This window comes from Citrobacter sp. W9 (assembly GCF_026719375.1).
Classification (GTDB): domain Bacteria; phylum Pseudomonadota; class Gammaproteobacteria; order Enterobacterales; family Enterobacteriaceae; genus Citrobacter; species Citrobacter werkmanii.
In genome coordinates this window covers 106849-133224 of record NZ_JAPPTE010000008.1, presented here as the reverse complement: position 1 = coordinate 133224, position 26376 = coordinate 106849, and the positions used below count along the sequence as shown (strand labels likewise).

General features: G+C 53.9%; 24 protein-coding genes. 7 read left to right on the top strand and 17 right to left on the bottom strand.

Features of this window, described 5'->3' with window-relative positions; all coding sequences use genetic code 11:
* Position 1: 1 nt before the first annotated feature.
* The 6 genes from OOJ59_RS13840 to pmbA all read right to left on the bottom strand — a co-directional run bounded on the left by OOJ59_RS13840 (position 2) and on the right by pmbA (position 3919).
* Positions 2–778, bottom strand: a complete 777-nt coding sequence (locus tag OOJ59_RS13840; protein WP_006686375.1) for a DUF4311 domain-containing protein — start codon at positions 776–778, stop codon at positions 2–4.
* 22 nt (positions 779–800) lie between these two features.
* Entirely contained in the window at positions 801–1100 is a 300-nt protein-coding gene (locus OOJ59_RS13835; RefSeq protein ID WP_038636649.1) for a DUF4312 family protein, read from the bottom strand.
* Between the two features lie 2 nt (positions 1101–1102).
* Positions 1103–1465 (bottom strand): SFCGS family glycine-rich protein, encoded by a 363-nt coding sequence (locus OOJ59_RS13830; RefSeq protein WP_038636646.1) that lies wholly within the window; start codon positions 1463–1465, stop codon positions 1103–1105.
* 10 nt (positions 1466–1475) lie between these two features.
* Positions 1476–1784 carry a PRD domain-containing protein gene (locus OOJ59_RS13825; RefSeq protein WP_016151467.1) on the bottom strand — a complete coding sequence of 103 codons (309 nt, stop codon included), beginning with the start codon at positions 1782–1784 and terminating at the stop codon, positions 1476–1478.
* Positions 1785–2093: 309 nt separating this feature from the next.
* Complete coding sequence (gene cybC / locus OOJ59_RS13820; RefSeq protein ID WP_038636643.1) at positions 2094–2480, bottom strand: cytochrome b562; 387 nt, start codon at positions 2478–2480, stop codon at positions 2094–2096.
* A gap of 86 nt (positions 2481–2566) precedes the next feature.
* On the bottom strand, positions 2567–3919 hold the full coding sequence (gene pmbA, locus OOJ59_RS13815) for a metalloprotease PmbA (protein ID WP_160955493.1): 1353 nt from the start codon (positions 3917–3919) through the stop codon (positions 2567–2569).
* Between the two features lie 95 nt (positions 3920–4014).
* On the opposite strand from pmbA, the gene yjgA reads away from it, so the two are divergent.
* Entirely contained in the window at positions 4015–4566 is a 552-nt protein-coding gene (gene yjgA / locus OOJ59_RS13810; protein WP_038636638.1) for a ribosome biogenesis factor YjgA, read from the top strand.
* 98 nt (positions 4567–4664) lie between these two features.
* Here the strand turns inward: yjgA and mpl are convergent, their stop codons facing one another.
* Positions 4665–6041: a UDP-N-acetylmuramate:L-alanyl-gamma-D-glutamyl-meso-diaminopimelate ligase gene (gene mpl / locus OOJ59_RS13805; protein WP_038636634.1), complete on the bottom strand. Its 1377-nt coding sequence runs from the start codon at positions 6039–6041 to the stop codon at positions 4665–4667.
* A 175-nt stretch (positions 6042–6216) separates the two neighbouring features.
* Here mpl and fbp point away from each other — a divergent pair, with 175 nt between their 5' ends.
* Positions 6217–7215, top strand: coding sequence for a class 1 fructose-bisphosphatase (gene fbp, locus OOJ59_RS13800; RefSeq protein WP_032940279.1), 999 nt, complete (start codon positions 6217–6219; stop codon positions 7213–7215).
* Between the two features lie 99 nt (positions 7216–7314).
* Here fbp and OOJ59_RS13795 read toward each other — a convergent pair whose 3' ends face one another.
* The 5 genes from OOJ59_RS13795 to ytfQ form a co-directional block, all read right to left on the bottom strand.
* Positions 7315–8427: a methyl-accepting chemotaxis protein gene (locus OOJ59_RS13795; RefSeq protein ID WP_074458528.1), complete on the bottom strand. Its 1113-nt coding sequence runs from the start codon at positions 8425–8427 to the stop codon at positions 7315–7317.
* A gap of 103 nt (positions 8428–8530) precedes the next feature.
* The gene (gene yjfF, locus OOJ59_RS13790; protein WP_085048453.1) at positions 8531–9532 is read right to left on the bottom strand and encodes a galactofuranose ABC transporter, permease protein YjfF; all 1002 of its coding nucleotides are present in this window, start codon (positions 9530–9532) and stop codon (positions 8531–8533) included.
* Positions 9519–10541, bottom strand: a complete 1023-nt coding sequence (gene ytfT / locus OOJ59_RS13785) for a galactofuranose ABC transporter, ATP-binding protein YtfT (protein WP_038642975.1) — start codon at positions 10539–10541, stop codon at positions 9519–9521. The genes yjfF and ytfT overlap by 14 nt, the downstream gene beginning before the upstream one ends.
* Before the next feature lie 13 nt (positions 10542–10554).
* Positions 10555–12057 (bottom strand): galactofuranose ABC transporter, ATP-binding protein YtfR, encoded by a 1503-nt coding sequence (gene ytfR / locus OOJ59_RS13780; protein ID WP_038636628.1) that lies wholly within the window; start codon positions 12055–12057, stop codon positions 10555–10557.
* A gap of 158 nt (positions 12058–12215) precedes the next feature.
* Positions 12216–13172, bottom strand: a complete 957-nt coding sequence (gene ytfQ, locus OOJ59_RS13775; protein WP_006686362.1) for a galactofuranose ABC transporter substrate-binding protein YtfQ — start codon at positions 13170–13172, stop codon at positions 12216–12218.
* Positions 13173–13481: 309 nt separating this feature from the next.
* On the opposite strand from ytfQ, the gene ppa reads away from it, so the two are divergent.
* The gene (ppa, locus tag OOJ59_RS13770) at positions 13482–14009 is read left to right on the top strand and encodes an inorganic diphosphatase (RefSeq protein ID WP_038636623.1); all 528 of its coding nucleotides are present in this window, start codon (positions 13482–13484) and stop codon (positions 14007–14009) included.
* Between the two features lie 104 nt (positions 14010–14113).
* On the opposite strand, the gene OOJ59_RS13765 is transcribed toward ppa, so the two are convergent.
* The 3 genes from OOJ59_RS13765 to tamA are packed head-to-tail and all read right to left on the bottom strand — an operon-like array spanning position 14114 to position 19967.
* Entirely contained in the window at positions 14114–14458 is a 345-nt protein-coding gene (locus tag OOJ59_RS13765) for a gamma-glutamylcyclotransferase family protein (RefSeq protein ID WP_003025723.1), read from the bottom strand.
* 2 nt (positions 14459–14460) lie between these two features.
* Entirely contained in the window at positions 14461–18237 is a 3777-nt protein-coding gene (gene tamB / locus OOJ59_RS13760; RefSeq protein WP_160955492.1) for an autotransporter assembly complex protein TamB, read from the bottom strand.
* Positions 18234–19967: an autotransporter assembly complex protein TamA gene (gene tamA, locus OOJ59_RS13755; RefSeq protein ID WP_038636617.1), complete on the bottom strand. Its 1734-nt coding sequence runs from the start codon at positions 19965–19967 to the stop codon at positions 18234–18236. The genes tamB and tamA overlap by 4 nt, the downstream gene beginning before the upstream one ends.
* A 212-nt stretch (positions 19968–20179) precedes the next feature.
* Between tamA and msrA the strand changes: the two genes are divergently transcribed.
* Positions 20180–20818, top strand: coding sequence for a peptide-methionine (S)-S-oxide reductase MsrA (msrA, locus tag OOJ59_RS13750; protein ID WP_032940276.1), 639 nt, complete (start codon positions 20180–20182; stop codon positions 20816–20818).
* Between the two features lie 151 nt (positions 20819–20969).
* Positions 20970–22310 carry a hemolysin family protein gene (locus tag OOJ59_RS13745; RefSeq protein WP_003025713.1) on the top strand — a complete coding sequence of 447 codons (1341 nt, stop codon included), beginning with the start codon at positions 20970–20972 and terminating at the stop codon, positions 22308–22310.
* 67 nt (positions 22311–22377) lie between these two features.
* On the opposite strand, the gene OOJ59_RS13740 is transcribed toward OOJ59_RS13745, so the two are convergent.
* The gene (locus OOJ59_RS13740; RefSeq protein ID WP_003025710.1) at positions 22378–22584 is read right to left on the bottom strand and encodes a DUF1107 domain-containing protein; all 207 of its coding nucleotides are present in this window, start codon (positions 22582–22584) and stop codon (positions 22378–22380) included.
* 327 nt (positions 22585–22911) lie between these two features.
* Between OOJ59_RS13740 and OOJ59_RS13735 the strand changes: the two genes are divergently transcribed.
* The gene (locus tag OOJ59_RS13735; protein WP_038636612.1) at positions 22912–23469 is read left to right on the top strand and encodes a YtfJ family protein; all 558 of its coding nucleotides are present in this window, start codon (positions 22912–22914) and stop codon (positions 23467–23469) included.
* On the opposite strand, the gene cysQ is transcribed toward OOJ59_RS13735, so the two are convergent.
* Positions 23459–24199, bottom strand: coding sequence for a 3'(2'),5'-bisphosphate nucleotidase CysQ (gene cysQ, locus OOJ59_RS13730; RefSeq protein WP_038636607.1), 741 nt, complete (start codon positions 24197–24199; stop codon positions 23459–23461). The two genes, OOJ59_RS13735 and cysQ, sit on opposite strands and share 11 nt — an antisense overlap.
* Positions 24200–24385: 186 nt before the next feature.
* On the opposite strand from cysQ, the gene OOJ59_RS13725 reads away from it, so the two are divergent.
* Positions 24386–26329 (top strand): bifunctional 2',3'-cyclic-nucleotide 2'-phosphodiesterase/3'-nucleotidase, encoded by a 1944-nt coding sequence (locus tag OOJ59_RS13725; RefSeq protein WP_038636604.1) that lies wholly within the window; start codon positions 24386–24388, stop codon positions 26327–26329.
* The last annotated feature ends 47 nt before the right edge of the window (positions 26330–26376 follow it).

Sequence of the window (26376 nt, the reverse complement as noted above, 5' to 3'; positions counted from 1 at the left end):
GTTATTTACCGCTGAGCGAGTTATGGATAAGTTCCAACCAGTCAGGCACGGTCAGATGGAAGGATTCGATCATCTTCATGTCGAAGCCGCGGAAGAAGCCGCTCAGGACGAACAGCGCGACGATAGCCACCATCATCACTTTCGTCACGTGGTTCCAGCCGCTCTCTTCAACACCTTTGCCGATCAAAATGCCCAGAACCAGACCCGGGACGGCGTTACCCATAATTAACTGCGCCGCGCCGCCAAAAACGGTAGCCCAGAAGCCGGATTTCTTGCCGGCATCAATCGCCGCCAGCCAGAAGATCACTGGCATCACGGTGTTGACCAGCAGGTTTGCCGCGGGCACCAGCACCTTAACGGCAGTAACCTGTAGCGCTTCCGGTACGGATGACGCGGTGAGGTTCAGGAAGGTCACGACAATCATGCCGATAACACCGCAGGCGATCGCCATGCGCTTAGGATCGTGCAGCGTTTCACCAACGTTGCGATTTTTGATCATCAGCGCGGCGGCCCCCCAGTTGGGGATGATGCGATGGTCGACGTCCTGCGTGAACGCCCCTGCGGCAACGGAAGAAGCCCAGGCGTTAAAGAAAAAGCCCAGACCGAATGAGAAGTGAGAAGCCGGATCCCCTTCACAGGAATTCAGTTCTCCCAGAGTACGAAACGCGCCCATCCCTTGAGTGGTCGGCGCATGAAACATGCGTGCAGCCCCAGCGCCGACACCGACGCCAACCAGGCCGCCGATGATGAGCGATTTTATTAATATTATCAGGAACATAATTATGCCTTTTAATAAAAGATCAGCGTTGCGTAACGAAATCCACTTTGTCGAGATTGATGGCAGTCACGTTGACGGTCACGTCCAGCTCCACGCTGAAGGTGCGTCTTTCCCGGCGCAGGAAGAGGAACAAAAACGCCTCTTTGCGCACCGTTTCACGCGCTTGAACAACCTGCACATCCTGTGGCTCAATACGCAGTAAGATATGCGGGGACGCTTTCATCACCGCAGCCTGAACGTGGTTCAGGGCGTCGGCAAAGGCGCGCGCTTTAGCCTCCCCCTTACCCGTGACTCTCACCGTGGTGGTGAATTGCTCTTTCATGCTTAAGCGCCGTATTTCTTTTGCCACGCCTGTACCAGGCGCTCGCCGAGTTCTTCTTTGTCCATAAAACCGAACCCCAACACGTTGCAGCCTTCGTTGATGGCGGTTACCCCTTCATCGACCGAGCGCATGCCATATTTCGCCTTGTAGCCATATTTGGTTTGCGCGGTAATCGCGCCCGCCCCGCCGCTACCGCAAAACGAGATCCCAAAGGTGGCGTTTTCCGCTTTCATCACATCGCCCAGCTTCATATCTGCCGCGACACCCGGCACCACGACCGCGCGGCCACCCGCTTTCTCAACGCCTGCCGCCACTTTCTGGCCTTTACCCAGGCGATCGCCAATCACTACGGTAATTTGATCCATCTTTTGCTCCTTAAAGGTTGTCTTTCGCGACTTCGAAGTGCACCGACAGCAGCCAGGCCTCTTCCTCAGGAAGATTGCCAAACTCAGCGACCACGTCGCGGGCAAGCGCCATTGATTCGGCAGATATTTCATCAAACAAACTGGCATCGACTTCTGGTAAGGGTTCACCCGTTACCGAGCGGTGCGCCATGGCGCGAACATGCGATGTCAGCATCTGTTCCTGTACGGCGTTGGGAATAATGTGGCGTTCACGCAGCAAGGCATACACTTGCGCCAGCATGCGGTCGGCCAGTTCAACCGATTCCCCCATGTCATTCATTACAGCTCCGTTATTCACTCGTCTTACCCCACTAATGGCTCTGAGGGTAAATTAGCGGCGGGGGTTAAAAGTTTGTAGCGAGTTGTTTTCCACTTCGAAGTGGAAAGAGGCGCAGCGATAGTGATCTATGCCGCAGAAAAGGCGATATTTGCGCTTTAGTGGCGGGAAACTGTGACGGGCATCGCAAGAGATGAGCAGAAAACAGCCAGTTCGGCGAATGACTTCTCTAACTCTAAAGTTGAAAAAATGTGACGGGGATAGCCTTTGGCGTCTTATCCGGCCTACGATTTGCAGGCCGGATAGAGCAAATTAACGGAACTTCTTGTGGTTTTCGTTGCGTGTTTTTTTCAGGTCTTCCGCAACGGCTTTCGCCTCTTTGACTTTACCTTCGTTCGCCAGCTTCAACGCGCCGTCGATCTGACCGATCAGCGTGTCAAAGCCGTGGCGGAAATCCTTCATCTCCGGACTGTCCGGGGATTTGTTTTCCAGCTTCGGCGGCGTTCCCTTTTGCGCGTCCAGCGCGGCTGCTCGCATTTTGGTTAACGCGTCTTTCAATTCAGTCGCATTATCCGTTTTTTCGACGATTTTCAGGTTGTCGTTGAGGATCCCCATATCGTCTTCAAGATCGGCTGCAAACGCAGAAGAACCAAGAATCAGCGTTGAAGCTGCGACGATCGCTAACAGGTGTTTACGCATTGCTCACTTCCTTTTTTATTATTCAAAAATAAACAAACGCCAGATGCCCTCAATAATTCACGCCACAGCTTGAAGTATGACGGGTATTATTGCCCGGCGATCTTCATCTCCGGCAACAGGACTGAACCACACTGAATATTACTGCGCGTTTCAATATCGTTGCCAACGGTGACGATATTACGCCACATCTCTTTTAAGTTACCGGCGATGGTAATTTCACTCACCGGATACTGAATTTCGCCGTTTTCGACCCAGAAGCCCGCCGCACCGCGCGAGTAATCGCCGGTAATGCCGCTTACGCCCTGCCCCATCAGCTCGGTCACCACCAGGCCCGTGCCCATCTCTTTGAGCATCTGCTCGAAGCTTAGACCTTGTCCGGGAATACGCCAGTTGTGAATCCCGCCCGCATGACCGGTGCTCTTCAGCCCCAGCTTACGGGCAGAGTAGTTGGTCAGCAGCCACTGGGTCAAAATGCCCTCTTTAATAATGTCACGACGCTCTGTGCGTACGCCTTCGCTGTCAAATGGCGAGGAGGCCAGCCCTTTCAGCAGATGGGGATGCTCTTCAATGGTCAACCATTCCGGCAGAATTTGTTTGCCCAGCGAGTCCAGCAGGAAAGTGGATTTGCGATATACAGAGCCACCAGCAATCGCGCCGACCAGGTGTCCGAACAGTCCGGTCGCCACTTCATTGGCGAAAATAACCGGCGCTTTCATGGTGGAAAGCTTACGCGGAGACAGGCGCGATAAGGTACGGCGCGCACAGTCTGCCCCTACCCATTCCGGCGTTTGCAGATCGCCCATCGCCCGGCCAATGGTGTAAGCGTAATCACGCTCCATATCGCCATTTTCTTCCGCGATCACGCAGCTGGAAAGGGAATGACGCGTGGAGCAGTAGCCCTGCAGCATGCCGTGGCTGTTGCCAAACACTTTGATGCCATAGTGGCTGTTAAAGCTGCCGCCTTCGGTATTGGTGATACGCTTATCAGCCTGCAGCGCCGCCTGTTCAGCACGAGCAGCCAGTTCGATGGCTTCGTCAGGGGAAACGTCCGCGGGGTGGAACAGGTTCAAATCGGGCGCATCAAAGGCCAGCAGTTCTTTATCTGCCACGCCCGCGCACGGATCCGGCGAGGTGTAACGAGCGATGTCCAGCGCGGCCTGCACGGTACGGGCAATCGCCTGCGGGCTTAAATCGGTGGAGGATGCGCTGCCCTTACGGTTCTGGTGATAAACCGTAATCCCCAGCGCACCATCGCTATTGAATTCTACGTTCTCCACTTCACCATAACGGGTGCTGACGCTAATACCCGTGGTCTTGCTAACAGCGACTTCCGCGCCATCCGACTTACCTGACGCTAATTCCAGAGCCGTCGAGACCGCTTCTTCCAGAATCTTACGCTGCGCTTCAACTTGTGAGATTACTTTCATCGCAAATGCCATAATGTAGAGAGAGTTTCTCTGAAGTCTAACAGAGAACCGTTTTTCAGTGCGCATCTTAACTGGTAACATTAGCCTCTTTTTTTAAGGAGCCTGACATGACTAAGCAGCCCGAAGACTGGCTCGACGACGTTCCCGGTGATGACATCGAAGACGAAGACGATGAAATTATCTGGGTCAGTAAAAGTGAAATAAAACGTGACGCCGAGGAGTTAAAACGCCTGGGTGTGGAACTGGTAGAACTGGGGAAAAACGCGCTGGATAAAATCCCGCTCGACGCGGATTTACGTGCCGCCATTGAGCTGGCCCAGCGCATTAAGATGGAAGGTCGCCGCCGCCAGCTGCAGCTGATTGGCAAAATGTTGCGCCAGCGCGATGTTGATCCTATCCGTCAGGCGCTGGACAAGCTGAAAAACCGTCACAACCAGCAGGTTGTTGTCTTCCATAAGCTGGAGCAACTACGTGACCGTATGGTTGACGGCAGCGATGAAGCCATCGAAGAAGTGATGAACCTGTGGCCTGACGCCGACCGTCAGCAACTGCGTTCTCTGGTGCGTAACGCCAGGAAAGAAAAAGCGGGCAACAAGCCGCCGAAATCAGCGCGTCAGATTTTCCAGTACCTGCGTGAACTGGCAGAAAACGAGGCGTAACCTCTTCGTCTGCCGAAAGTGCCGGATGGCGGTGCAAATACCTTATCCGGCCTACAACGCATCGTAGGCCCGGTAAGCGTAGCGCCACCGGGCATTTTTTACTCTTCTTCTGCCTGAGCTTTCTTCGCCAGGCCATCCAGCAGTTTTTGATGGATGCCGCCAAACCCGCCGTTGCTCATCACCAGGATATGATCGCCAGGCTGTGCGGTTTTCACCACCATATCTGCCAGCGCATCGACATCGCCGCTCCAGTGCGCAGGCTGTACGCAGGCCTCAGCGACTTCCGCCACTTGCCACGGAATATGCGGCGGTTGCAGCAGGAACACTTCATCCGCGCGTCCTAACGACGGCGCCAGATCGTCTTTGCTCAGGCCCATTTTCATGGTGTTCGACCGAGGTTCCAGTACCGCGATAATGCGCGCGGTGCCGCCCACTTTACCGCGCAGTGCGGCAAGCGTTGCCAGAATCGCCGTCGGGTGGTGAGCAAAATCGTCATACACCGTCACGCCGTTTGCTTCGCCGCGCAGTTCAAGACGACGACGGGCGTTGATGAACGAGCCCAGCGCATTCGCCGCGTCGGCAGGCGCTACGCCAACATGACGGGCAGCCGCAATCGCCATCAGACCGTTGTGCATGTTATGTTCGCCGACCAGGCCCCACTTCACCTCGCCCACTTTTTCACCGTCCAGCCACACTTCCCAAACGGATGCATCGGTGGTCAGCTTTTTCGCCTGCCAGTGACCCTGTTCACCCACCAGCTCTTGTTCGCTCCAGCAGCCCATCGCCATCGTCTGTTTCAGATTGATGTCGTTTTCCGGGTAGATGATGCGTCCCTGGCCCGGCACGATACGTACCAGGTGATGGAACTGTTTCTGAATAGCTTTCAGATCGTCAAAGATGTCCGCGTGATCGAACTCAAGGTTATTGAGGATCAGCGTACGCGGGCAGTAATGCACAAATTTAGAACGCTTATCGAAGAAGGCGCAGTCGTACTCATCCGCCTCAATCACGAAGAAGTCGCTTTCGCCCAGACGCGCAGAAACCTCAAAGTTGCCCGGTACGCCGCCGATCACAAAGCCAGGCTTATAGCCGCAGGCTTCAAGGATCCAGGTCGCCATTCCGGCAGTGGTGGTTTTACCGTGCGTCCCCGCAACCGCCAGCACCCAGCGATCGCGCAGCACAAAGTCATGCAGCCATTGCGGGCCGGACATGTATGGAATGTTTTTCTCAAGCACCGCTTCCACGCAGGGATTACCACGGGTCATGGCGTTGCCGATGATCACCAGGTCCGGCTGCGGGTCGAGCTGGCTGGCATCGTAACCCTGAATTAAATCAATGCCTTGCTTCTCAAGTAAGGTACTCATCGGCGGATACACATTGGCGTCCGAACCGGTTACTTCATGACCAAGCGAGCGCGCCAGCATCGCCAGACCGCCCATGAAAGTGCCACAAATTCCCAAAATATGAATGCGCATACGTCACTATCCTTTTTTAATCTGGGGGCCATTTTACGCACATGTCCGGCAAGTGAGAAACGCATTTCAGGATATTCCGTAGTTTGCTGGCGCGATTCACCTAAGCGCAACAATGGAAATATTTGTTAATATTGTTGCGGTCGCTTTACTCCACATAAATTGCAGGGAAAGTGTTATGAAAACGTTAGGTGAATTTATTGTCGAAAAGCAGCACGAGTTTTCTCATGCTACCGGTGAACTCACTGCTTTGTTGTCGGCAATAAAGCTGGGCGCCAAGATCATCCACCGCGATATCAACAAGGCCGGTCTGGTCGATATCCTGGGTGCCAGCGGTGCTGAGAACGTGCAGGGAGAGGTTCAGCAGAAACTCGATCTGTTCGCGAACGAAAAACTGAAAGCTGCACTGAAGGCGCGCGACATTGTGGCGGGCATTGCCTCGGAAGAAGAAGATGAAATCGTCGTCTTCGAAGGCTGCGAACACGCAAAATATGTTGTGCTAATGGATCCGCTGGATGGCTCATCCAACATCGATGTTAACGTCTCTGTCGGTACGATTTTCTCTATTTACCGCCGCGTAACCCCAGTCGGCACACCGGTTACGGAAGAGGATTTCCTGCAGCCGGGCAACAAGCAGGTTGCTGCGGGCTACGTGGTTTATGGTTCTTCCACCATGCTGGTATATACCACCGGCTGTGGCGTACACGCCTTTACCTACGATCCTTCTCTGGGCGTATTCTGCCTCAGCCAGGAACGTATGCGCTTCCCGGTAAAAGGCAGCACGTACTCCATTAACGAAGGCAACTACATCAAATTCCCGAATGGCGTGAAGAAGTACATTAAATTCTGTCAGGAAGAAGATAAGTCAACCCAGCGCCCGTACACCTCGCGCTACATTGGCTCTTTGGTTGCGGATTTCCATCGCAATCTGCTGAAGGGCGGGATCTACCTGTACCCAAGCACCGCCAGCCACCCGCAAGGGAAACTGCGTCTGCTGTACGAATGCAACCCGATGGCCTTCCTGGCCGAGCAGGCGGGCGGCAAAGCCAGCGATGGTAAAGAACGTATTCTGGATATCATTCCGGAAAGCCTGCACCAGCGCCGTTCCTTCTTCGTGGGCAATGACCATATGGTTGAAGATGTAGAACGCTTTATCCGCGAGTTCCCGGACGCGTAAACGCCCTATCCCGGCCTACTGTACGTTGTAGGCCGGATAAGCGAAGTCGCAATCGGCATGATTCAGTGACCGACTTCGCATTATCAGGCCTACGTTCGGTTACGTTGTCTGTAGCTTAAACGCCGCCATCGCCTCCAGCAGCGCATGTGACTGCTCTTCCAACGAGCGGGTAGCCGCTGAAGACTGCTGTACCAGTGCCGCATTTTGCTGCGCCGTTTCATCCATCTGAATCACCGCGATATTCACCTGCTCTATGCCGCGACTCTGCTCCTGGGACGCGCTGGCGATTTCACGCATCAGCTTAGTCATGCGCATCACCTCAGTGGCAATCTCATCCATGGTTTCGCCCGCCTGTTGCGCCAGCTCGCTACCTTCACCGACGTGAGTGTGCGAATCGCTGATTAACGCGCGGATCTCTTTTGCCGCTTCGGCGCTGCGGCTGGCCAGATTACGTACTTCACCTGCGACAACCGCAAAACCCCGTCCTTGCTCACCGGCCCGCGCCGCTTCAACGGAGGCATTGAGCGCCAGAATATTGGTCTGGAATGCGATGCCGTCTATCACGCTAAGGATGTCGGCAATACGACTGGAACTGCCGGCAATATCGCGCATTTTCTCGATCACATAGCACACCATCTCGCTGCCGCGATCGGCGGTATCCGATACCGATTTTGCCAACTGGTGCGCCTGTTCGGCGTTGTCCGCATTCTGTTTCACGGTCGCCGTTAACTCTTCCATGCTGGCAGCGGTCTGTTCCAGCGACGTGGCTGTCGATTCAGTACGCTGCGCCAGATGCTGGTTTCCGGCCGTCAGTTCACGGCTACCGATATCAATTTGCGAGCTGGCGTCACGCACGCGTTGCACCGAGTCGCCCAGCGCATGGCGCATTTCATCCATTGCCGCGTTGAGACGGTTGAATTCGGCGCTGGCCGACGGCGCGCTAACTGGCGACAAATCGCCTGTCGCCAGACGTTCCAGCTGTTCAACAATGTTATCCAGCGGTTTGAGAAACTTATTTCGCAGCATAAACCAAATAACCGCCAGCAAGGCGATGGCCGCCAGCATTGCTGCACTCATAATACCGTGATAAATCAATGAAGTAATAATGCGGGTAGAGGCATATAGCCCCATCCCGCCGGTCAGCAACAGCAGAAACGCCAGCAGAGACAATAACACCAACAAACTTGATCGAATTGAAAGGGATTTTGGCATTGTTATATTTCCGGTTGTAGGGTTAAAACAGACCTGTACAGAACCTATCGACTACAACCGGAAAAAGTTTAGGTATTTAAATGTCTCTTGAAAAATCAGGACGTTACTTTGGTGTCGCTGCCGTGCTTACGCGGCTGACCGGCGAGCTTTGACGATTTTCCCAAAGCACCGTGAGACCGCGTTGTAAGGCAATAAAAATAAACAATAAAATACCAATCGCGATCTTGGTCCACCAGGAACTTAATGTGCCGTCAAAATTAATGTAGGTCTGGATCAGGCCCTGAATAGCCACGCCAAACAAGGTGCCTAAAACCGTACCCACTCCGCCGCTCAACAGCGTACCGCCAATCACGACTGAGGCAATCGCATCCAGCTCGACACCGACGCCCGCCAGCGCATAACCGGCCTGGGTGTAAATTGAAAAAACAATGCCGGCAAGCGTGGCCAGGCCGGTAGACAACATATAAATACGGATGGTGGTGCTGCGGGTGGAGATCCCCATCAGGTTAGCAGAGGTGGCGTTGCCGCCAATCGCATATACCTGATTGCCAAACCGTGTACGGTGCGCGAGGAAGATGCCGATGACCACCACCGCCAGCATCAGCAAACCCATCGCACTCAGACGACCGCCGCCGGGAATTTTCCATGCCAGACTGGAGAGCGTGTCATAAACCGGATGGTTAATCGGGATCGACTCTTCAGAAACCAGATAGCTAACGCCGCGCAAAAAGAACATTCCCGCCAGGGTAATGATAAACGCCGGGATCTTCAGCGCATCAATCAGTAATCCCATAAACGCGCCAAACGCGCAGCCCATCAGCAGAATCAGGGGGAAGGCCAGTAACGGAGAAATCCCCCAGTAGCCAATCGCCTTTGCCAGAAATACGCCGGTAAAGGCAATCACCGAGCCAACGGAAAGGTCGATCCCGCCAGAGAGAATCACGAAGGTCATGCCGACGGCGATAATCCCTAAAAAAGCGTTATCGGTCAGGATATTGCAAATCACCCGGGTGGAAGCAAAAGCCGGAAATTGCGTCAAGCAGTAGAGGTAGCCCAGCACAAACACGCCGAGGGTGATCATCAGCGGTAAATTACGTTTTATCATGACCACGCACTCCTTTTATCAGGCTGATAAAGCGTTGTGACTGCACAACCAGCACACACAACACCACGACGGCTTTGACCACCTGATTCAGTTCCGGCTGGAAGCCCGACAGTAAAATCCCGGTGTTCATCCCCTGAATAATTAACGCGCCTATCACCGACAGCAGCAGGTTAAAGCGCCCGCCCATCAGCGAACCGCCGCCAATGACCACCGCCAGAATAGCGTCCAGCTCCAGCCATAATCCGGCGTTATTCGCATCCGCGCCGCGAATATCCGCGGTAACAATGATCCCGGCAATAGCGGCACACAGGCCGCTCAAGACATAGGTAAGCATCACAATAATGCGGGTGTTGACCCCGGCGTTTTTCGCCGCGCGAATGTTGATACCCACCGCTTCAATAAACATGCCCAGCGCCGTTTTCCGCGTCAGCAGCCAGAACACCACCAGCGTCAGTAGCGCAATAATCACCGGCGTGGGGAACAGTAACAGTGAGCCGCTGCCAAGCCAGGAAAGCTCAGGCGAGTTGAAGGTGACGATCTGCCCGGAGGTGATCAACTGCGCGACGCCGCGCCCGGCAACCATCAGGATCAGCGTGGCGACGAACGGTTGGATCTTGAGGATGGCCACCAGAACTCCGTTCCACAATCCCGCCAGAATGCCGGAGCCTAAAGCGGCAAGCAGCACTACCGGCAGGCTGTGCCCGGCCACCGTCATCGCCGCGGTCGTCGCCCCGGCAATGGCCATCACAGCGCCAACGGAAAGATCAATGCCGCCAGTGGCAATCACCAGCGTCATACCAATCGCCAACAGCGCCACGGGTGCGGCGCGGTTGAGAATATCAATCGGGCTACCGAACAGCCGACCATCCTGCAAAATCACCTGATAGAAGTGCGGCGCGACCAGACTGTCCACCAGCAGCACCAGCAGTAGCGCCACCAGCTGTGGCATTCCCTTGGGCCAATGAAACCGTCGTTCAGGCGGATTGGATTGAGGGAGAGATTGAGGCATCACCATAGTCTCCTTAGGCCGCAATGGCGTTCATGATCGCCGGGACGGACAATTCAGCCAGTGGGATCTCGGCCACCTGTTTGCGATCGCGCATAATAATGACCCGATCGGCATAACCCACCAGTTCTTCCAGTTCCGATGAGATAACCAGCAGGGCCAAACCATCGGCACACAGCGTTTCGATCAGGCGGATGATCTCGGCATGCGCGCCGACGTCGATCCCGCGCGTGGGTTCATCGAGGATCAGAAACTGCGGTTTGGTCAGTAACCAGCGCGACAGCAAGACTTTTTGCTGATTGCCGCCGGAGAGAAATTCGATCGGCTGTTCGGCGTTAGGGGTGCGAATACCAAGCTGGCGAATAAAGCGCTCGGCAATCTCGTTTTGTTCTTTGCGGGGAATGGGGCGCAACCAACCGCGCTGCGCCTGCAACGCCAGAATGATATTTTCCCGCACCGAGGCGGCGGCAATAATGCCATCCGTTTTGCGATCCTCCGGGCAAAAACCGATCCCCAGGCACGAAGCCTGATGCGGCGATCGCAAGGTCTGCGGTTTACCTTTGATCAGTGCGCTGCCGCTGTCGGCGGGTTTGATGCCGAAGATCACCTCCGCCGTTTCCGTTCGCCCGGATCCCAGCAGTCCGGCGAGACCGACGATCTCACCGGGACGCACTTGCAGATCGAACGGGGCGATAGTGCCTTTCTTACCAAAATCACTAAACGCCGCCACCGGTTTATCGCTCAGCAACGTGCGGCCCGCACGCTGTAACGCGTGGGTATCCAGTTCGCGGCCCAGCATCATTTTGACCAGTTCGATCTGCGGCAGCGCATGGGTTTCACGGCAGCCCACAAAGCCGCCGTTACGCAGGACGGTGATGCGATCGCTGACCTGATAAACCTGATCGAGGAAGTGGGTGACGAAGATCAGACTGACGCCGCGATCGCGCAGATGCCGCATCAGGCCGAACAGCATTTCAACTTCCTGGGTATCGAGGCTGGCGGTAGGTTCATCGAGGATCAGTACCTTCGCGGAGAGATCGATCGCCCGACAAATGGCAACGATCTGCTGCATTGCCACGGAAAAGCGGTTCAGCGGCTCGCGCACATCAAGGGAAAAACCGTACGACGCCATCAGTTCCGTCGCGCGCTTTTCCATCTGTTTGCGCTGCAACAGGCCAAAGCGCCGCGGTTCGCGGCCAATAAACAAGTTATCCGCTACCGACATATTGGGCAGCAGGTTCACTTCCTGGTACACGGTACCAATCCCCAGTTGCTGGGCATGGGCGGTATTTTTGGGGGAGACAGGCTGGCCTTCGAGCCAGATCGTGCCGCGATCGGCATGATATACACCGGTCAACGCTTTGATCAGCGTCGATTTCCCCGCCCCGTTTTCGCCGAGCAATGCCATGATCTCGCCGCGTCGCAGGCTGAAATCCACGTTATCCAGCGCTTTGACGCCGGGAAAGAATTTACTTAAGCCCTCTGTACGGAGGATTTCCTGGTGTTGGTCGGTGGTCATGGCATTCCTCCGGTACGAGGTCACGGCGTTTCGTAGGCCTGATAAGCGCAGCGCCATCAGGCAACAAATGCCGGATGGCGGCGTAACGCCTTATCCGGCCTACAAAGAGCTTAATGTAGGCCGGGCAAACGCAGCGCCCCCGGCAGTTTCATGAAGGCTCAGTAGCCCATGTTTTTCTTCTTCTCTAGCTCTTCTTTCGCGGTATCCGGCAGATAGAGGATCGATTTGGTAATGGTCAGCTTCTCAGGCATCGTGCCGTCTTTTTTGAATTTCTCCAGCGCGTCAAATGCCGGGCCAGCCATATTCGGCGTCAGCTCGACGCTGGCGTTGGCTTCACCATCAATCATCGCTTTGTAGATATCCGGTACGCCGTCGATTGACCCCGTCAGAATATCTTTGCCTGGTTTCAGGCCCGCCTCTTTGATCGCCTGAATAGCGCCGATCGCCATGTCATCGTTGTGGGCGTAAACCATGCAGATGTTCTTGCCGTTGTTTTCCGCTTTAATAAAGCTCTCCATCACTTCTTTCCCTTTACTGCGGGTGAAGTCGCCGGACTGAGAGCGGATAATTTTGATGTTTGGCGCGTTAGCGATGGCTTCAGCGAACCCTTTCTTACGATCGATCGCCACGCTGGCGCCAACGGTTCCTTGTAGCTCAACGACGTTACACGGCTTGCCGTTCACTTCTTTAATCAGCCAGTCGCCGATTAATTTGCCTTCCAGCACGTTATCGGCGGTGACGGTAGTCATATAGAGAGATTTGTCTTTTACATCGATGGAACGATCGAGCAAAAAGACCGGAATGTCGGCATCTTTGGCCTCTTTTAACACCGGCTCCCAACCTGTTGCCACGACCGGCGCAATAAAGATGGCATCGACGCCCTGGGCAACAAATGAGCGGACTGCTTTAATCTGGTTTTCCTGCTTTTGCTGGCCGTCAGCGATTTTCAGCGTAATTCCGCGCTTTTCGGCCTCGCTTTTCGCCACGTTGGTTTCTGCGGCGCGCCAGCCGGATTCAGAGCCAACCTGCGAAAATCCTACGGTTAATGGGGCTGCCATTGCCATAGACGACATGGCTGCCGAAACTGCTGTGACTAAAAGTAAGCGCTTCCACATAAGTGCGTCCTCGTAGGGTGATTATTGTTGGTTAATAAACCGTCGCGAAAAAACTATAGACAATTGAGCATGTAACGGATTGCGTTACATCACACTTCAAAAAAGTAAATAAAACGTTAATCACAAGTTTGTAATCGCTTTCATATCACTATGAAAAATGCGGCTGAAGATATGGATTTTTCTGTCACCAGAGAGGAGCAAAAAGAAGACAATGGGAGTAGAGAAAGCGAAAACAAGCGGAGACATTCCGCGCGAGTTGGCTATAATACCCGCCACTTGTTTGCCATAGCTTATTTAAAGGAAACAGACATGAGCTTACTCAACGTCCCTGCCGGTAAAGACCTGCCGGAAGATATCTACGTTGTTATCGAGATCCCTGCCAACGCAGATCCGATCAAATACGAAGTTGACAAAGAGAGCGGCGCCCTGTTCGTTGACCGCTTCATGTCCACCGCGATGTTCTATCCGTGCAACTACGGTTACATCAATCACACTCTGTCTCTGGATGGCGATCCGGTTGACGTTCTGGTCCCGACTCCGTACCCGCTGGAGCCTGGTTCAGTGATCCGCTGCCGTCCGGTTGGCGTTCTGAAAATGACCGACGAATCCGGTGAAGATGCGAAACTGGTTGCGGTACCGCACACCAAGCTGAGCAAAGAATACGATCACATCAAAGATGTGTCCGACCTGCCGGAACTGCTGAAAGCGCAGATCACCCACTTCTTCGAGCATTATAAAGACCTCGAAGCTGGCAAATGGGTGAAAGTTGACGGTTGGGACAACGCAGAAGCTGCTAAAGCTGAAATCGTTGCTTCCTTCGAGCGCGCGAAGAAGTAATTCTTACTTTTGATGCTAAGCCCCGCATGCCGGGGCTTTTTTGTGCCCAAATGCGAGTGCAACGGGCACATAAAACAACGCCACCCGAGGGTGGCGTGTTCACATCAGTACTGGTCTCTGTCTAACCAGTTACCGCTTTCAATCAGCGTTAAGCCATCAACCGGACGTTGGTACACGTACATCCATGCACTTCCGTACGGCGTTTGAATTAGCTGGCGTGCGTATTCACCACCACGGGTACGCAGAGCGTCAAGCTCTGCCAGCGTGGCGTTATCAATACGATAAACTTCCCCGTGTACTGTTCCATTTCCCGGAACGGCGCCTGGATAGTGGCCCAGGCTGTACAACTGGTAGTTGTCGATACTGAAATTTCCCAGCAACAGGGCATTGGTCATCCAGTGGCTGTTGCCTTGTTTGGTTCGTAAACTGCCGTAGACAAATATTCGCATTGCTAAAACTCGAACTGATAGAGCAAATCAAGTGCCTGATCTACGCCAGACACTGCTTCCAGATATAGCTTAGGCATCAGACGATAACGTAGCGTGAGTGTCGCTAAGGAGTCAAATATACCCACACCATATTTCACCTGCAGACCTGGCAGTACGTATCCGCTGACAACGACCTGAGATGAGTCACCCACCCCTTGCGTGTCCAGTGCCAGATTGCTTACGCCAAATGTCTCCCCGATTTTACCCACAACCTGACCACTTTGTGCAACCCCCAGGCCAATAAGCATTGAAGTCATCGCCGCGCTGTCGCTCTGTTCACTATCCAGTCCTTGCCCACGAAGCAGGTAGGACAGCGCCATTTGCTGCGACATCGCCGGGTCGGAGAAGATCTCCGCTTTCGGTTCATCAGCCGTGCCCGTGACGCGAACGCCGGCGATCACGTCATCTTCTGTAGCATCCGGGTTACGAATCGCTTCAATATTGAGCAACGGCTGATCCGGCGGACCGGAGAATAACAGCTCACCCTTACGCACAATCAGATCCTGACCATAGGCATGGAAGCGACCGCTCGGGATATTAATCTGCCCGTTAAGCCCCAGCCCCTGTTTATCCTGCACCACCTTCAGATCGCCCGTCAGACGCGCTTTCAGACCAAAGGCATCAAGACGCACGTTATTACCGACGTGGATATTCAGGTTGCTGTTGATCGGGATCCCGGCGGTCTGTGGTTTCTCGGGCTGCAGATCGTTATTAAGCATCACCATATCGCTGGACACCCCTACCGCGCTTTCCGGCAGATCGTGGACCACGATACGCGCCCACGGCACATCGACATTGCCGTTCAGGGTAAACAGGCTCGGTGTCGCTTCAAATTCCACATCCGGCGAGACATCCAGACGCACCATCGGCGGCACGGTGATCCGCACCCGGCTGCCTTTCGCCGCAACGCGCGCCCGCCAGTTGTCGATCTGACTCCAGTCTGCGTCGCCACTCAGGTTGATTTCCCCCTGCTGCGTACGCACCACACCCGCCAACGTTGAGCGTGTTCCGGTGAAGTTAACGGCTAACTGGCTTGGCTGCATGTCAAACGGCATAAAGTTACCGTCGATATCCAATCCGCTCAGTTGCAGTTGTCCAAGCAGTTGCGGGCTTTGCACATCGCCGCCCAGACGCAGGTTGGCGTTGATCGTCCCCGCGGCCTTTTCACCACGTGAGAAGATAGGGTTCACCATCGCCAGATTGAAGTTGCGGATATTGACGTTGCCGCCCAGGTTACGGCGCCCTTGTGGATCCGTCACCTGCACCTTTCCGTCAAACTGCCCGTTATTAGTCAGGCGAATCAGCCAGCCCAGCTCGGCACGGTTGTCGTGCAGGTCGGCGGTCAGATTCAACGTTTCAAATGCCACAGGCAGCGGCGCATCGTTCACGCTTTGCGTGACCTTCACGTTACGCCCGGAAAGCGTGACCTGCCCCTGCGGCAGCCCCTCTTTGGTCGTGTCCCAACTGACATCGGCTTTGCCGGTGAACACCCCGCTGGCCTGAGTCGTATCCGGCATAAACGGTTTCAGCATCGCCAGGTCGAAACGGTTGAGATTCACCACCGCGCGTCCTTCTGCACCAGCATCAATGGTTTGTGGTACGCACAGCTCCGCATTCGGGTTGTTCCAGCAATGCGGTCCAATGCTGATTTTTTGTTCCTGATTGCGATAATCCAACGCGATCGCACGATTGAGCGCCCACGGACCAACCGGCGTCTGGAAACGGGTATTGCTTAATTCCCCTTTCCAGCGCTGCTCTTTGCGATCAAAGCTGCCTGCCAGGGAGAGCTGCCCTGAGACCGGCTCGCCCTGAATGCGCAGCTGTAGCTCATGCTGCTTCTCACTGCCTTTGGCATCGAGCGTCACCAGGCCGATATTCACGTCAGGTTGTACAATCCGTTCTACGCGAACGTTGAGATTACCGGCGATTTGCTCCGCCGATTTCACGTCGCCTTCGACGCGAACCTGAGCAACGGAAAGCTCCTGCCAACGCAGGCCGCGGGCGGTGATGTCCGCCAACAGCTGTGGCGCTTCTACCGTACCGCGAACTTTTACCAGCCCTTTCGCCGTGCCGCCTAATCCCGGCAGCGCGTTATCCAGGCTCGGGGCATCAATCGTCGCGTCGAGATTGAGGTCCTTAACCCCCAGTTCCCCTTTCACGTCCGCACTGTTGCGCCCCAGTTCCAGATGCAGGCCCGGGATCGTCCACTGCAGGTAGCTGTTCCCCTTCAGCGAGCCGTTTACATTAACCTTGTTCTGCTTCACGTTACCGGTCAGCTTCAGCTCAGGAATCTCCATCTGCCAGCTTCCGCCGTACAGACTGCCGCGCGTTTTCACCAGACCATTCAGCTTTGACGGCCAGTCCGGGATTGTTTTCGCGGTGTTGATACCATCCAGCGTTAACTCCCCGCGCCAGCTGATCGCCTGCTGCCAGTCCACCAGCGCTTTCAGTTCGGTTTTCCCTTCCAGCGCCGCAATGCTCAGTTTGTCGAGATTAATCTGCTGTTCGTTGCCTTTGGCGTCCAGCGTAATGGTAGCCGGAGGAATATCCTGCCCTTTCACCGCGGTACGCATCGACAACGTATAGTCGGTCATTTTGCCGGTCAGCTTGAGCTTGATGTCATCGGCCTGGAATTGCTTGTCGCCGGTAAACGGCCAGTAAACCTGCTTACTCACCACTTCCAGATTGAGCGGTAATCCGGCTTCTGCCAGACGCGTCTGCGCACGCAGGTCCATATCAACCGGGCCAGACAGATTGACGCCGACTTCCAGCTGGTCACGCAGCGCGCCGCCGACCTTCAGCTTCACCTTTTCGCCTTTTAATGGATCGACGTTCAGCGTGCTGTTGAGGGTAATATCTACCGGCCATGTGTTGGTGAGCTGCGCCGTACCGCTGGCGTTTACCGTGCCCTGATTAGAGTCGATATCCAGCGCGTCGAGCTTCATGTTGCCGTCAATACTGCTCACTTTGAGCAGCATGTTATGCACCGTTAAATCCGTATCCCCGGTCACGCGCAGTTGCTCGCCGCGAAACTCTTCAATATTGAGGTTGAGCGGCAGATGGACATCGGTCATTTCCGGTAGCACCGGCTTTGAGAACAGATCTTTTAGCGTTTCGCCGAGCGGTTTTTCATCCGGCTGCGGGTTTTGAATCTTCGGTTCAACGACCTCTTCCTGCGCCACTTCCGCCACTTTAGGCAGGGCAATCAGCAGGCCCTGTAATGACGTTGGCTTCAGGGTCAGCGTTTTTTCCTGCCAGTTCAGGCCGGAGGTAAAATCGAGCACTGAAACCGTGGTGTCATCGATTTTGATATTGATGTTGTTGAGCGCCACGCGTGAAAGCGTAATCGGATAAGGTGTGGAAAGGTTAAGCGGGCCGCTATCCTCTTCCTCAACCGGTACTGAAGGCGGCATCTTTTTGCTGTCGATCGCCACGTTGATATTTTTCAGCGACAGATCGTTGACGCACAGGCTGCTATCCCAAAGACACTCCAGCCCGACGGCCAGATGCACTTCGCCGGCATTCACCGCCACGCCAGGCTGGTCATAACGAATATTTTTGAGCGATAAATCCCGCCAGCCGCCGGTGACCTGACCAATTTCCAGCCCCGGAACCCAGCGATTAGCTGCTTTGAAGATCAGGTGCAGGCCCGAGGTGGTGCCGACAAGAAACGCCACCGTTCCTAACAACAGCAGGATAAAAATCAGCACGCCGAGGCTTATCTTCTTCCATAAACTCATAATTCAGGCCCCAGACCGATGTAAAACTGTAAACCATGTTCATCTTTGTCGCCGACAGGAACGGCAAAGTCGAGCTTGATGGGACCGACCGGCGATTGCCAGCGTACGCCGACCCCGGCGCCGGTTTTGAAATCGCTTTTGCGGATATCGCTGACCGCTTCGCCGCTATCGACAAACATCGCACCCCACCATTTCCCGGTCACGTTGTACTGATATTCCAGCGAGCCAGTTGCCAGCTTCGAGGCCCCTTTCAGCTTACCGTCGCTGCCTTCAGGCGAAATAGATTTGTATTTATAGCCGCGAATACTGCGATCGCCCCCGGCGAAGAAACGCAGATCCGGTGGCACTTTGTCGAAGTCCCCGGTTTCAATCCAGCCGAGGTTACCGCGCATCACAAAGCGATGCTTGTCGTACAGCGTGCGGATCCAGACGTTTTGCGCCTGGAAGACGGAGAAATCAACGTCTGAGCCCCAGGCCGTATTGGAGTAATCAATGGAATAACGCTGTGAATCGCCCCAGACGGGCATCAGACCGCCGCGCGAACGTGTCCGGCTAATCATCACGCCCGGATAGAGCAGCATAGTGGTATTGGTGACGTTACCCTGCGTAAAGTGGTCGAGGCTCCAGCGCAGGTTAATCGCGCGCTGCCAGCCACTGGAGAGATCCCAGTAGCGGGAAACCGCAAGCGTCGTGGAGTCCTGCTCGGTGTCGTTTAAATCGGTACGCTTAAAGCCGCCCTGCACCAGGTAATACTGCTCCAGCGGGTTCTTTAACAGCGGCATTTTATAACTAAAATCAAGGACCTGCTCTGGCGCAGAGATGCTGGCGCTGGTGGTCAGGCTGTGGCCATAGGAGTTCATCCACGGCTTTTTCCACGAGGTCTTCACCCGTGGCCCGACGTCAGTGGAATAACCAACCCCGGTTTCGATGGTGTTTTCGGTACGCGGCGAGACCACGCCTTTTAGCGGCAGCACTTTGGTTTTGCGGGCTTTATCAAATTCCGGCGCGACAACCACAGAATTAAACCATCCGGTCGCCGACAGACGACGGTTCAGTTCCCCCAGATCTTTCGACTCGTACTCTTCACCTTCTTTAAATGGCACCAGGTTTTGCAGGTACTCATCACGAATTTGCGAGCCTTCAAAGGTGACATGCCCAAAGCGATAGCGTTCGCCGCTGTTGTAATCGATATCCCAGAACGCCTGACGGCGCTCAAGCGCTATTCCAAGCTGGCTTTTATTAAATTCACTGTCGAAATAACCTTTGCGCAGCGCCACGCTGGTGAGGGATTTTTTGAAGTTGTCATAGTCTCCCTGATTCAACACGGTGCCGATTGCCGGGCGCGTTTTCAGCAGATCCAGGTAATCTTTATCCGTACGCGCGCCACCGCGCAGAATCACTTCGGTGCCGCCAATCAGCACCGGCTCGCCGGGGGTTACTTTGGCAATCAGCACCTGGCGTCCTTTCGCCGGTGGCGGGCGCAGCTCAAAATCGATGGTCGGCTCAAAGTAGCCCAGCGCTTTTAGCCCTTCGCGGATGGCATCATCAACGCGCGCACGAAAGCGTCGGTCTGGCGTGACTTCATCACTTTGAATCGTGGACAGCTGCGCACGGACGTTTTTCTCCAGCGGTCCTGATAATCCTTCGACCTGTAAGCGAACATTCGCGGCGGCGGCGGAGCCACTTAAGCACAGTAATCCCACCCAACATAACTGACGGATATGTGGCACATTTTCTCCTGAATATCCTTTTTTCCCACCCCTGGAAAAAAATACTATGCCGTTCCTCGGCTTAACAAAAAATCAACAATAAGAGTTGAAAAACAGACGGCAACCCAAATATTTCTTATGTTTAACTCTAGACGTATTCATGCCGTTTATTGTGGGCAAAGACGCGTCTCGTTACAACCTTAACCCAAATGACTGATTTCGGGAGAACGGCCATGAGTTTATTTGATAGAAAGCATCTCGTTACTCAAGCAGATGCGCTACCTGGACGCAACACCCCGATGCCAGTGGCAACGCTGCATGCGGTTAACCAACATTCGATGACCAACGTGCCCGACGGTATGGAAATCGCCCTTTTCGCCATGGGATGTTTCTGGGGCGTGGAGCGTTTATTCTGGTCATTACCCGGCGTGTACAGCACCGCAGCCGGATACACCGGCGGCTATACCCCTAACCCGACCTATCGGGAAGTTTGCTCTGGCGATACCGGGCATGCCGAGGCGGTACGCGTCGTCTATGACCCGCATGTTATCAGCTACGAGCAACTGCTGCAGGTGTTCTGGGAAAATCACGACCCGGCGCAAGGTATGCGCCAGGGGAACGACCAGGGTACGCAGTATCGTTCCGCTATTTATCCCTTAACGCCAGAGCAAACCGCCGCAGCACAGGCCAGCCTTGAGCGTTTTCAGGCGGCGATGACCGCCGCTGGCGACGAGCGGACCATTACAACGGAAATCAGTACGGCAACCCCGTTCTATTATGCCGAAGACGATCACCAACAATATCTGCACAAAAACCCTTACGGATATTGTGGAATTGGCGGGATTGGCGTGTGTTTGCCACCACAAGGATAAATTTCCCCCTCTGGCGACGTTACAGTACCTTACGCTATACTAGCTTCTGAATTTACCGGCTCACTTCCACGAGCCGGTTTTCAATGTGTATTTCACACGGATTTATCAACTTCTCCCTTCCGAGGATCTGACCCGAACGGTCGGATAAGATATGTTAAACAGTATTTTAGTCATTCTCTGCCTGATCGCCGTGAGTGCGTTTTTCTCGATATCCGAGATCTCGCTTGCCGCATCACGCAAAATCAAACTTAAACTGCTTGCCGATGAAGGCAATGTAAACGCACAGCGTGTTTTGAAGATGCAGGAAAACCCCGGCATGTTTTTTACCGTGGTGCAGATTGGCCTTAACGCGGTCGCCATTCTCGGCGGTATCGTTGGTGATGCGGCCTTTTCCCCGGCGTTTTACAGTCTGTTCTCAAAGTACTTCGCTCCAGAGCTGTCCGAACAGTTAAGTTTTATTCTGTCCTTCTCACTGGTTACTGGCCTGTTCATCCTGTTCGCGGATTTAACCCCGAAACGCATCGGTATGATTGCGCCAGAAGCTGTGGCTTTGCGTATCATCAACCCGATGCGCTTCTGTCTGCTGGTCTTCCGCCCGCTGGTGTGGTTCTTTAACGGTCTGGCAAATAACATTTTCCGCCTGTTTAAAATCCCGATGGTGCGTAAAGATGACATCACGTCAGACGACATTTACGCCGTGGTCGAAGCCGGTGCGCTGGCGGGTGTTCTGCGCAAGCAGGAACATGAGCTGATTGAAAATGTGTTCGAACTGGAATCCCGTACCGTACCGTCTTCAATGACCTCGCGCGAGAACATTATCTGGTTCGATCTTCACGAAGACGAGCAGAGCCTGAAGAACAAAGTGGCGGAACACCCGCACTCCAAATTCCTGGTGTGTAACGAAGATATCGACCACATCATTGGCTATGTCGATTCAAAGGATCTCCTCAACCGCGTGCTGGCCAACCAGAGCATGGCACTGAACAGCGGCGTGCAGATCCGCAATACGCTGATCGTCCCGGATACGCTGACGCTCTCTGAAGCGCTGGAAAGCTTCAAAACCGCAGGCGAAGATTTTGCCGTCATCATGAACGAGTATGCATTGGTGGTGGGGATTATCACGCTCAACGATGTGATGACGACGCTGATGGGCGATTTAGTCGGTCAGGGCCTGGAAGAGCAGATCGTGGCGCGTGATGAAAACTCATGGTTAGTTGACGGCGGTACGCCGATTGATGACGTCATGCGCGTCCTGGATATCGACGAATTCCCGCAGTCCGGCAACTATGAGACCATCGGCGGCTTTATGATGTTCATGTTGCGTAAAATCCCGAAACGCACCGACTCGGTGAAATATTCAGGCTACAAATTTGAAGTGGTGGATATCGATAATTACAAGATCGATCAGCTGCTGGTGACGCGTCTGGACAGTAAACCTACCGTTCTGGTCCCAAAACTGCCGGATGCGAAGGAAGAGGCGAAGGCGTCATAGCGCCTTGCAGAAACATCAACGGCTCCAGTCCTGGAGCCGTTTTTTTAACTACCGCATAGCACTTTGATCAAGCCATCTCAGTTTGCAGACGCAAGACCTGACGGTTAACTTCGGACATCACCGAAAAATGCAGCTTGTCCTTCACTTTTGGGATAAGAATCTTACCCTTATCAAATTCAAAAGCGCCTACGTCCTTGATATATAACCGTCCACGAAACAGGATCTTCACGTACTTCGCCACCTGCAGCGGGTTGTATCGTTGGAAAATTTTCATTGTTGTCTCCTGCTGAGCATTACGCCTTTGCGGTACCACAATCGGTCCGACAATCCTCAGGCGCAAATTTTAATGCCCTATGACTATAGACTATCTCGTTGATGTTTCCAGCGTGTATAAGTTTATTTACCTTCAAGTTACAATTATTCAGAATTATCTTTTCAACGCTTCGCTGTCTTCAGTATAAGCCTTCAATTTTCGCAGGATTTGTGCGCCCGTCCGCAAACTGGCATCGCGCTTGCGGGAAAAAGCATCAATCGCACATATGATTAAATTCCAGACCCAAGTGGTCGGATCACCTGCAAAATAAAGAAAGAAGGAAAACCTATGACCTTACGAAAACTGCTGGCGCTGTCGTGCCTGCTGCTGCCGATGATTGCCTCCGCCCATAAGTTTGAGACTAACCAGCGCGTACCACCGGTGGGGATCGCCGATCGCGGCGAACTGATTCTTGATAACGATAAGTTTAGCTACAAAAGCTGGAATAGCGCGCAACTGCCCGGCAAAGTACGGATTGTGCAACACATCGCCGGGCGCACCTCCGCTAAAGAGAAAAACGCGAACCTGATTGAAGCCATCAAAGCAGCGAACCTGCCGCACGACAAATACCAGACCACCACTATCGTCAACACGGATGACGCCATTCCCGGCTCCGGTATGTTTGTGCGCAGCAGTCTGGAGAGCAACAAGAAGCTCTATCCATGGTCACAATTTATTGTCGACAGCAACGGCATTGCGCGTAAAGCCTGGCAACTGGATGAAGAAAGCTCCGCTATTGCGGTACTCGATAAGGACGGACGCGTACAGTGGGCAAAAGATGGTGCATTAACGCAGGAAGAGGTGCAGCAGGTGATTGCCCTGCTGCATAAATTGCTCAGTAAATAGAGACCCGGAAGCCGGGGTTGAGGAACGATTCACGTGGGGTGTAGTCCAGCGGTTTCCCCTGCCAGTCGTGAACGTGCGCTCCGGCTGCGGCGGCAACGGCGTGGCCAGCGGCGGTGTCCCAGACGTTAGTTGGTCCAAAACGCGGATACAGCTGCGCGTGCCCTTCCGCCACCAGGCAGAATTTCAGCGACGAGCCAATCGACGTGGTCTGGTGTTCGCCCAGTTGTTGCAGATACTCTTTTAACTCATTGTCGGCATGCGAGCGGCTAATTACCACCAGCGGTGGACGCGCGTCACGTACCAGGATCTGTTTGCGCACACCGCACTCTTCTTTCCACGCTTTACCTTCTGCCGCGCTGTACATGACCTTCATTACTGGCGCGTAAACCACGCCAAGCACCGGCTTTCCCTGTTCAATCAGCGCAATATTGACGGTAAATTCACCGTTACGTTTAATAAACTCTTTGGTACCGTCCAGCGGGTCCACCAGCCAGTAGCGCTGCCAGTGCTGGCGAACATCCCAGCCAGGAGGAGCTTCTTCAGACAGAACCGGAATATCCGGCGTCAACGCCTGTAATCCTTCGAGGATCACCGTGTGCGCAGCGATATCCGCCGCCGTGACCGGAGAATCATCCTGCTTGCTGGTAATCTCCATCGGTTTGATTCCATCGTAGACCTGCATAATGGCATCGCCCGCGTTCCGTGCAAGCTGGCATACATGTTCTAACATTCTCCACCTCGTTTGTCAGTGGTGTTAACTCGTTGTTTTACTTATACCCGATCGTCAGGGGATCCGCCAACTGTGATAGCGTCTGCGGTTTTAAACGCTATATTCATGTCATGATTCACAGTTCTGTAAGCAAGAAGATTTATATACATTTTCTTTTGTGGCTTAGATCTTAAAAGGATGCCCCTGATGATTAAGTTTAGTGCAACGCTTCTGGCAACGCTGATTGCAGCCAGCGTGAATGCCGCGACCGTCGATCTGCGAATAATGGAAACCACTGATTTACATAGCAATATGATGGATTTCGATTATTACAAAGACACGCCGACTGAAAAATTTGGCCTGGTGCGCACGGCAAGTCTGATCAACGCCGCGCGTGGTGAAGTCAAAAACAGCGTGCTGGTTGATAACGGCGATCTGATTCAGGGCAGCCCGCTCGGGGATTACATGGCGGCCAAAGGGCTGAAAGCGGGCGAAACTCACCCGGTATATAAGGCGCTCAATACGCTGGATTACGCGGTGGGTAACCTCGGCAACCATGAATTCAACTATGGTCTGGCGTATTTGCATAACGCGCTGGCCGGAGCGAAGTTCCCCTACGTTAACGCCAATATCATCGATGTTAAGACCAAAAAGCCGCTATTTACGCCTTATTTGATCAAAGAAACTGAGGTGGTCGACCAGCAAGGTAACAAGCAGACGCTGAAGATTGGCTATATCGGCTTTGTGCCACCACAAATCATGACCTGGGATAAAGCTAACCTTAGCGGCAAAGTGACGGTAAATGACATCACCGAAACCGCACGTAAGTATGTGCCGGAAATGCGGAAAAAAGGCGCTGATGTCGTGGTGGTGATTGCTCACTCCGGCCTTTCTGCCGACCCGTATCAGACGATGGCGGAAAACTCCGTTTATTATCTCAGTGAAGTACCGGGTGTGGATGCCATTATGTTTGGTCATGCTCACGCCGTTTTCCCGGGTAAAGATTTTGCCAATATTAAAGGCGCGGATACCGCGAAAGGCACGCTCAATGGCGTACCGGCGGTGATGCCGGGCATGTGGGGCGATCATCTGGGCGTCGTGGATTTGGTACTGAATAACGACAGCGGTAAATGGCAGGTCAGCCAGGCGAAAGCAGAGGCACGCCCCATTTATGACGCCGCGGCGAAAAAATCACTGGCCGGTGAAGACAAAAAAATCGTAGAGATCCTGAAAGCCGATCACGACGCCACCCGTGAATTCGTCAGCAAACCGATCGGTAAATCCGCCGACAACATGTACAGCTACCTGGCGTTGGTTCAGGATGACCCGACCGTGCAGGTGGTGAATAACGCCCAGAAAGCCTATGTGGAACATTTTATTCAGGGCGATCCGGACCTGGCAAAATTGCCGGTACTTTCCGCGGCCGCGCCGTTTAAGGTCGGTGGACGCAAGAACGATCCGGCCAGCTTTGTCGAAGTCGAAAAAGGCCAGTTAACCTTCCGTAATGCCGCTGATTTGTATCTCTATCCCAATACCCTGGTGGTCGTGAAAGCCAGCGGCAAAGAGGTGAAAGAGTGGCTGGAATGTTCCGCCGGGCAGTTTAATCAAATTGATATTCACAGCAGCAAGCCGCAGTCGCTGATCAACTGGGATGGGTTCCGTACTTATAACTTTGACGTGATCGACGGCGTGAATTATCAGATTGATGTTTCACAGCCCGCCCGCTACGACGGCGAGTGCCAGACCATCAACCCAAAAGCAGAGCGGATTAAGAATCTGACCTTTAACGGTAAGCCTGTCGACCCTAACGCCACCTTCCTCGTCGCGACCAACAACTATCGCGCCTATGGCGGTAAGTTTGCCGGAACCGGAGACAACCACATCGCGTTTGCGTCACCAGATGAAAACCGCTCGGTGCTGGCCGCATGGATTGGTGCTGAGACGAAGCGTGCCGGTGAAATTCATCCGGCGGCAGATAACAACTGGCGTCTGGCGCCGATTCACAGTGATACGCCACTGGATATTCGTTTTGAAACGTCACCGTCTGAGAAAGCCGCAGCGTTTATCAAAGAGAAAGGGCAATATCCGCTGAAAAAAGTCGCTACCGATGATATCGGCTTTGCGATTTATCAGCTGGATTTGAGTAAGTAACTCTCGTGCCGGATGCGACGCACTAGCGTCTTATCCGGCCTACAAAA

What these genes read in the sequence shown, in the direction of transcription:
- OOJ59_RS13840 (WP_006686375.1), bottom strand. Translation starts at nt 778, where the DNA reads ATGTTCCTGATAATATTAATAAAATCGCTCATCATCGGCGGCCTGGTT.
- OOJ59_RS13835 (WP_038636649.1), bottom strand. Translation starts at nt 1,100, where the DNA reads ATGAAAGAGCAATTCACCACCACGGTGAGAGTCACGGGTAAGGGGGAG.
- OOJ59_RS13830 (WP_038636646.1), bottom strand. Translation starts at nt 1,465, where the DNA reads ATGGATCAAATTACCGTAGTGATTGGCGATCGCCTGGGTAAAGGCCAG.
- OOJ59_RS13825 (WP_016151467.1), bottom strand. Translation starts at nt 1,784, where the DNA reads ATGAATGACATGGGGGAATCGGTTGAACTGGCCGACCGCATGCTGGCG.
- cybC (WP_038636643.1), bottom strand. Translation starts at nt 2,480, where the DNA reads ATGCGTAAACACCTGTTAGCGATCGTCGCAGCTTCAACGCTGATTCTT.
- pmbA (WP_160955493.1), bottom strand. Translation starts at nt 3,919, where the DNA reads ATGGCATTTGCGATGAAAGTAATCTCACAAGTTGAAGCGCAGCGTAAG.
- yjgA (WP_038636638.1), top strand. Translation starts at nt 4,015, where the DNA reads ATGACTAAGCAGCCCGAAGACTGGCTCGACGACGTTCCCGGTGATGAC.
- mpl (WP_038636634.1), bottom strand. Translation starts at nt 6,041, where the DNA reads ATGCGCATTCATATTTTGGGAATTTGTGGCACTTTCATGGGCGGTCTG.
- fbp (WP_032940279.1), top strand. Translation starts at nt 6,217, where the DNA reads ATGAAAACGTTAGGTGAATTTATTGTCGAAAAGCAGCACGAGTTTTCT.
- OOJ59_RS13795 (WP_074458528.1), bottom strand. Translation starts at nt 8,427, where the DNA reads ATGCCAAAATCCCTTTCAATTCGATCAAGTTTGTTGGTGTTATTGTCT.
- yjfF (WP_085048453.1), bottom strand. Translation starts at nt 9,532, where the DNA reads ATGATAAAACGTAATTTACCGCTGATGATCACCCTCGGCGTGTTTGTG.
- ytfT (WP_038642975.1), bottom strand. Translation starts at nt 10,541, where the DNA reads ATGCCTCAATCTCTCCCTCAATCCAATCCGCCTGAACGACGGTTTCAT.
- ytfR (WP_038636628.1), bottom strand. Translation starts at nt 12,057, where the DNA reads ATGACCACCGACCAACACCAGGAAATCCTCCGTACAGAGGGCTTAAGT.
- ytfQ (WP_006686362.1), bottom strand. Translation starts at nt 13,172, where the DNA reads ATGTGGAAGCGCTTACTTTTAGTCACAGCAGTTTCGGCAGCCATGTCG.
- ppa (WP_038636623.1), top strand. Translation starts at nt 13,482, where the DNA reads ATGAGCTTACTCAACGTCCCTGCCGGTAAAGACCTGCCGGAAGATATC.
- OOJ59_RS13765 (WP_003025723.1), bottom strand. Translation starts at nt 14,458, where the DNA reads ATGCGAATATTTGTCTACGGCAGTTTACGAACCAAACAAGGCAACAGC.
- tamB (WP_160955492.1), bottom strand. Translation starts at nt 18,237, where the DNA reads ATGAGTTTATGGAAGAAGATAAGCCTCGGCGTGCTGATTTTTATCCTG.
- msrA (WP_032940276.1), top strand. Translation starts at nt 20,180, where the DNA reads ATGAGTTTATTTGATAGAAAGCATCTCGTTACTCAAGCAGATGCGCTA.
- OOJ59_RS13745 (WP_003025713.1), top strand. Translation starts at nt 20,970, where the DNA reads ATGTTAAACAGTATTTTAGTCATTCTCTGCCTGATCGCCGTGAGTGCG.
- OOJ59_RS13740 (WP_003025710.1), bottom strand. Translation starts at nt 22,584, where the DNA reads ATGAAAATTTTCCAACGATACAACCCGCTGCAGGTGGCGAAGTACGTG.
- OOJ59_RS13735 (WP_038636612.1), top strand. Translation starts at nt 22,912, where the DNA reads ATGACCTTACGAAAACTGCTGGCGCTGTCGTGCCTGCTGCTGCCGATG.
- cysQ (WP_038636607.1), bottom strand. Translation starts at nt 24,199, where the DNA reads ATGTTAGAACATGTATGCCAGCTTGCACGGAACGCGGGCGATGCCATT.
- OOJ59_RS13725 (WP_038636604.1), top strand. Translation starts at nt 24,386, where the DNA reads ATGATTAAGTTTAGTGCAACGCTTCTGGCAACGCTGATTGCAGCCAGC.